The 5,903-nt window shown below is 62.4% G+C and carries 6 protein-coding genes and 1 pseudogene; all 7 read right to left on the bottom strand.

All coding sequences use genetic code 11. From position 1 onward, the window contains the following. Positions 1–234 (bottom strand): IS200/IS605 family transposase (tnpA, locus tag T370_RS0121050; RefSeq protein ID WP_029436912.1); only part of this gene is annotated, 234 nt, incomplete at its 3' end. A 302-nt stretch (positions 235–536) separates the two neighbouring features. Beyond that, on the bottom strand, positions 537–1,112 hold the full coding sequence (locus tag T370_RS0121045) for a bifunctional adenosylcobinamide kinase/adenosylcobinamide-phosphate guanylyltransferase (RefSeq protein ID WP_005023837.1): 576 nt from the start codon (positions 1,110–1,112) through the stop codon (positions 537–539). 340 nt (positions 1,113–1,452) lie between these two features. Further along, a complete protein-coding gene (cbiR, locus tag T370_RS0121040; RefSeq protein ID WP_029436911.1) occupies positions 1,453–2,352 on the bottom strand; it encodes a cobamide remodeling phosphodiesterase CbiR in 900 nt (299 codons plus the stop codon). 23 nt (positions 2,353–2,375) lie between these two features. Further along, positions 2,376–3,125: an adenosylcobinamide-GDP ribazoletransferase gene (cobS, locus tag T370_RS0121035; RefSeq protein ID WP_029436910.1), complete on the bottom strand. Its 750-nt coding sequence runs from the start codon at positions 3,123–3,125 to the stop codon at positions 2,376–2,378. Continuing rightward, positions 3,122–4,153 (bottom strand): nicotinate-nucleotide--dimethylbenzimidazole phosphoribosyltransferase, encoded by a 1,032-nt coding sequence (gene cobT, locus T370_RS0121030; RefSeq protein ID WP_005023843.1) that lies wholly within the window; start codon positions 4,151–4,153, stop codon positions 3,122–3,124. The genes cobS and cobT overlap by 4 nt, the downstream gene beginning before the upstream one ends. A gap of 26 nt (positions 4,154–4,179) precedes the next feature. Then, the gene (cbiB, locus tag T370_RS0121025) at positions 4,180–5,169 is read right to left on the bottom strand and encodes an adenosylcobinamide-phosphate synthase CbiB (protein ID WP_029436909.1); all 990 of its coding nucleotides are present in this window, start codon (positions 5,167–5,169) and stop codon (positions 4,180–4,182) included. Continuing rightward, a pseudogene (locus T370_RS0121020) lies at positions 5,166–5,903 on the bottom strand (cobyric acid synthase); the annotation flags it as partial. The gene cbiB and the pseudogene T370_RS0121020, both read right to left, overlap by 4 nt.

Raw genomic sequence — 5,903 nt, 5'->3', positions numbered from 1 at the left:
CACTACTTCTGCCACCCCATATTTAGGTGGAATCGACAGTAACATGTGCACATGATCCACACACAGGTGCCCTTCCAGTATCTTGCAACCTCGGCGGTTGGCCAATTCATGAAATACGCCCACCAACTCCTCACGAATCTTGCCGTACAAAACCTTTTTCCGGTATTTCGGAATCCACACTATATGATACTTGCACTCCCAGACCGTATGACTTAAACTTTGTAATTGCTTCATAAAAAGCCTCCTTGTTCTGCCTTGAGCGGTTCGGACAAGGAGGTTTGCTGTTTTAGGGAATTGTCAAACTGCAGGAGCCCCCCGGCTTAGCCGGGGGATCACGTCAAGGATTTGAGGGAGGGGAGAACATGTTCAGAAAGTTCTCCCTCCCTTAAAGGCTTTTACTGTTATCAACTTATTGTTGTTCTTTCTAACGGAAGAGCGGAGCAGAGCGTTTTTTGTTTGAGGGCGGGAGCGGTCAAAGGTATAATCGCTCTTCTTTTTGGGGAAGGAAGGGCGCGGTGTCCTCTCATTGGCTCCCCTTATTCCTCCAGCTTGAGCAGCCGCCCGGCAACGACGAGAAAGGCTTCACGGGCTTGCGCGGCGATAAGCTGGTTGGCGAGGCCGAGGCCGTCACAGTAGTTCCGCCCGAGCCGGGTAGGTTCGATGCCGCCGAGCCCGGTTTCGCCGGAAACAACCACCCATTGGCAACCGGAAGAGCGCATTATGTCGAGCAACGCTTCCGTCTCAAGGCGCACAGCACCTTCGAAAGAGCTGAGATCTTCGGGATCAGGCAGGCTGAACAGGATATTCGATACCCACAAGGTGATGCAGTCCAGCAAAACGGTGGGAGTTCCCGCCGTGTTACGGAATTCCGCAAGGGCGGTGCCAATGTGCTCTCCAAGCTGGAGCGGACATTCGAGCGTCCGCCAGTTTTCCGGGCGGCGGGCACGGTGCCGCCGGATGCGTTCCGTCATCGAAGGATCGTCCGGCCGTGCTTCAGCTGTAGCGACATACAACACCGGACCGTCGGCCCGTTGAAAAACCCGGGCCTCCGCACGTGCGCTTTTGCCGCTCCGCGTGCCGCCGAGATAGAGAGTCAAATCAGGCTTATCCATGATGCTGCCCTTTACGGATCGGGAGGCCCTTTCGGGAAAGGGGTTCCCGGCTGCGTCATTTTTTTATGCGGGAAAATGTTGCATCGGTGGTTCATCACGAGTCAAGCGCAAGCACTTTCCCCATGCGAAGCATTCACTCTTCTGATGTTTTTAATATTTAACTTGTTATTTTAAAATGTTATATTATCACTTTCATTGAAAGTGTGAATGCCTCTTCCCTGCTTGAGAAAACGTGTGAAAAGGGATTCGATAAGGCCAAAAGTCTTTGAAGATGGAGGGGGGGGGGAGGGGAGGAAGGGACTTTCTCCAGAAAGTCCCTTCCTCCCCTCCCCAATTTTCCTTAGAAAGAGGCCGCATACCGCTCCCACGAGTGCATGAGCACGGCATGGGAAGCGGTAAAATCCTCGACGGAAAAGACCTCAAGGTTGAGCACGCCGGAGAATCCGGTTTTCCAGAGGGGGTGCATCACATCATCCACGAATTCCGGCGGCATGAGCCGGAGTGACTTGTGGTCACGCGGACGAGGCCCGAACAGGCGGGACAGGTTCCTTTCCGCCAGTTTTTCCGGAGCTTTCTGCTGGCCTTGCGGCTTTGCCGCGTCCGCCTCGCTCCCGCGTGGCTCCAGACCGTGCAGATGGATGACGCGCACCCGAGGGAGCCACGCCGCAAGCACAGGGGCGGGATCGCCGCCGTCCTTCCAGATATGCCCCACATCAAGGCAGCGGGAGTATGGCGTGCCCGCAAGCCAGCGATCCCAGAACGAGGGGGCGTAGGTCTCAAGGTTTTCCACGGCGAGGCGTTCCGGCGCGGGCAGACACGCCGCGATTTCCCGCAGGGCTTCGGCGGTCCACTCCTGCTGTTCGGCGGAAGGTTCCCCCCCTGTCCCATGCAGCGAGGGGAAATCCACATGGAGCACGAAGCTGTGCGGATCGAGCGGGCCGGTGAGTTCGGCGACGCGGCGGATTTTCCCGATCATCGACCGCGCGCCTTCCCACGTATCGAAATCGGCGTCCGTGGGGAGATGCACGTGCAGGGTCGCGCGCTCTCCGGCAATGATCCTGCCGATTTCGGCGATTTCGCCGGGTGTGGCGAGATATTCGTTGCGCTCGCCCGGTTCCACCAGCAAAAGCGCCACATCATCACACCGTTCCGCTGCAAACCGCACGGCGGGCACATAGGTTTCGTGCAGCAGGAACGAGGTCGCGCCGAGGCGTATATTCGGGATCACGTATTTCCGCATCAGGTTGTTTCCCTCCCCTGGTTTCACACGCAACATACTATGAGGACAGCACATTCCGTCAGTTCGACGAGGCATCCGAATACGTCCCCAGTGACGCCGCCGAGCCGTTTCTTTGCGGTGGAAAGCAGAAGGTATGCGGCGAGCAGGGCGATGGCGAGAGCGTAGAGCCCGCGCACCCCGTTGACGGCGCATATGCCGAGCCCGATAGCAAGGGCGATCAGCTCATGGCGCGAGGTCACGCCTTCGTGCAGGGCTTCTCCGAGCCCGCCCGGACGCGCCGAGGGAACGCGCATTGCCGCGAAAACCATGCACCGCGCCAGCGTTCCGGCAAGACAGCAGGACAGCAGGAGAGGCGCGAAGGCGTCCGGACCGCTTCCATCCGCCTGAAAAGTGCCCGCCAGCGCGCCGAGGGCCGCGGCCTTGAGCGCGAGTATGAAGAACAACGCGGCCCCGCCGAACGTGCCGAGCCGGGAATCTTTCATGATCTCCAGCCGCCGGGCCGGGGGAGCCTCCACGATGAGCCCGTCCCCGCAGTCCGCCACGCCGTCAAGATGCAGCCCTCCCGTCACGGCAACCCAGACAAGGCAGCCGATGACGCCGCACAGGGAGGCGGGCAGGAGCTGTGCCGCAAGGCCGAGCGCGAGGGATACGAGCGCGCCGATGATGAGCCCGACCACGGGCAACCAGACGGCGACGCCCCGGAACGTGGGCGGCAGCGGTGCGGAACCGATGGGCAGGCGGGTGAAGAAGCCGAGGGCGGCGCGGAGCATCATTTCATGCCTATGCCTTGCAGCGTGTTCATTTCCGTAAGGATGCGGACGGCGGCGTCGATGATCGGATAGAGCAGCGCCGCGCCCGTGCCTTCCCCAAGCCTGAGCCCGAAGTCAAAATAGGTGGGAATGCCGAGGTAATCCATGAGGATCTGATGCCCCGGCTCCACGGACGAATGCGAGCCGATGAGCATGTCCCGCACGCCGGGCCGGATGCCGATGGCGATGGCTGCGGCGGCACCGGCGATGAAGCCGTCCACCACGACCGGAATGCGCAGCGACGCCCCGCCGAGCATGAGCCCGCTCATGGCTGCGAGTTCCGGCCCGCCGACCTTGGCGAGCACGTCGACGGCATCACTTGGGTTGGGGCGGTTGATTGCAATGCCGCGCCGGATGAGGCCGGCCTTGTGGCGGACGCGCTCGGAAGGGATGCCGGAGCCGATGCCTGTCACCTCGTCAACCGACGCGCCTGTGAGCACGGCGGCGATGGCCGAGGAGGGCGAGGTGTTGCCGATGCCCATTTCTCCGGCGGCAAGCAGGGTCACGCCTCGGGCGGCCTCCTCGCGGGCCATGTCGATGCCCACCTGCACACAGGCCAACGCCTCTTCACGGGTCATGGCCGGGCCTTCGCTGAAGTCGCGTGCCGCGTGCATGACCTTGCGCCGCACAAGCCCTTCCACGTCGTCGAGGTCGTTCTTCACGCCTACGTCCACGACGGAAAGCCGCGCTCCGGCATTGCGGCAAAAGGCGTTTATCGTCCCGCCGCCCTTGACGAAATTGCGCACCTGCATTTCCGTCACCTCCTGTCCCGTGGCGCTCACGCCCTGAAGGGCGATATCGTGATCCGCCGCGAACAGCACCACGGATTTTTCGGGAAAAGCCGGGCATTCTTTCCCGGTGATCCCCGCGAGCCGTACCGCTAGCTCCTCGATCCGGCCAAGGCTCCTCGGAACCTTGGCAAGATTGTCCAGACGCCGTTGCGCCGCTTCCGCCGCCTCAGCCGAAAATGCGGGAATCGTCAGTGTGTTCATGGGTACTCTTCTCCAGCTCATTGTTCTTACAAGCTCAACATACCGATAAGAAACACTTCAAACAGCGTGAAGACGATAACGGAATGCCACATGAGCCGGACTGCCAGCACGATGTGCGCGGGCTTGGCATCGGGGGTTCCGTCGCCGAGCCACGGATGGTCGACGCACAGATCCCCGTACACGGCGGGGCCTCCGAGCTTGAGGCCGAGGGCTGCGGCAAAGGCCGCTTCGCTCCATGCGGAATTGGGGCTTTCGTGGGCCGTGCGGTATTTCCAGCCCACGGGAAGGATGTGGTTGTGCCGCAGGTTCGGGATGATGCGGGAGGCGAACGCGATGCAGGGCAGAGACAGCCGGGCCGGGACGAAGTTCAGGGCATCGTCGAGCCGGGCCGCGAACGTGCCGAAACGGATGTATTTTTCGTTTTTCTTGCCCCAGAGCGCATCGAGCACGTTGGCGGAGCGGTGCAGTACGGCAAGGCACGCGGCCCCCGGATACCCGAAGAAGAAAAGGCCGATGCCCGCCCAAAACAGCGTGGACAGGACCCCGTCCGTGAGGTTCTCGCCCACGCTTTCCACACAGGCGCGGGCCACGCCGTGGGCGTCGAGGCGGTCTGGATTGCGGCCCACCATCATGGAAACGGCCTTGCGTGCGCCTTCGAGATCGCCTTTGGCAAGCGGGACGGCCACGCGCAGGGCGTGTTCGTCAAGGCTCCGGGGCGCGACGCAGATCCAGATGATGATGGCCGAGACGAACCATGCCGCCCGGGGGTCGGCGTAAACCTGCGCGGCCCACGCCAGCCCGCCCGCGAGGGCGGCACAGGGCAGGACGACAAGCAGACAGGCGAGAGTGCCGGAGAGGGACATCAGAGCGTTGTTGGAACCGCGCCGGAACAGGGTTTCGATGCGGGAGGCCAGCACGCCCATCATGCAGACGGGATGCACGCGGGAAGGCAGTTCCCCGAAAAGGCGGTCGATCAACAGCGCGGCGGGCAGCAGCGCGAGGAAGGCGAGATTCATTTCAATCCCATGCTTTGGTAAATGGTTTCCATGTCGGAATGTTCGCGCACAATATCCGCGAGCCTGTCCAGCGCCTTTTCAAGATCATAGGCAGCCAGCTGGCGACCTTGCGGCGCAAGGCCGATGTCGGCGCGCACATGATCGAGCCAGGCGCGGCGGAAGGCGTCGTCATCGAAAACGCCGTGCAGGTAGGTCGCCCATCGCCGCCCCGAGACATAGCCGCAGATGCGCTCCGCTTCGGAAGGATAGGCGCGGTCGGCCCGCAGGAACAGCGGCAGGGCCGAAGGGCCGTGATCGGTGAGGCCGTGGTGGATTTCATAGCCGCCGGACGGCACGCCGAGCGGGGTTTCAGCGCGGGCCACGCGCACGAGCGTCTTGTCGGCTGCGAAGGTCGAGCGCAGATCCATAAGCCCGAGCCCCGGCACTTCCGGCGCGGCGGACTCGATGCCGTGGGGATCGAGGATGGCCCGGCCCAGAATCTGCAACCCGCCGCAGATGCCGAAGATCCATTTGCCGCGCTCGGCGTGCCCGAGGATATTGTCCGCCAGCCCGCTGCGGCGCAGGTCGTCGAGGTCGGGGACCACGCTTTTCGAGCCCGGAAGCATCACCACATCGGGGTCGCCCCATTCCTCCGCACGGCGCACCGGACGCAGGCGGACGTCGGGTTCGGCGGCGAGCGGCGCAAAGTCGGTGTAATTGGATACGTGCCGCAGCATGACCACGGCGATGTCCAG

Origin of the sequence: Bilophila wadsworthia ATCC 49260 (assembly GCF_000701705.1) — a bacterium.
Lineage (GTDB): Bacteria > Desulfobacterota > Desulfovibrionia > Desulfovibrionales > Desulfovibrionaceae > Bilophila > Bilophila wadsworthia.
The sequence above is the reverse complement of the archived record's forward strand: the minus strand, read 5'-3'. Positions and strand labels throughout refer to the sequence as shown.

Excerpts from the sequence above, each read along its gene's own strand:
- T370_RS0121045 (WP_005023837.1), bottom strand. The coding sequence starts at position 1,112 with ATGGATAAGCCTGATTTGACTCTCTATCTCGGCGGCACGCGGAGCGGC.
- cbiR (WP_029436911.1), bottom strand. The coding sequence starts at position 2,352 with ATGCGGAAATACGTGATCCCGAATATACGCCTCGGCGCGACCTCGTTC.
- cobS (WP_029436910.1), bottom strand. The coding sequence starts at position 3,125 with ATGATGCTCCGCGCCGCCCTCGGCTTCTTCACCCGCCTGCCCATCGGT.
- cobT (WP_005023843.1), bottom strand. The coding sequence starts at position 4,153 with ATGAACACACTGACGATTCCCGCATTTTCGGCTGAGGCGGCGGAAGCG.
- cbiB (WP_029436909.1), bottom strand. The coding sequence starts at position 5,169 with ATGAATCTCGCCTTCCTCGCGCTGCTGCCCGCCGCGCTGTTGATCGAC.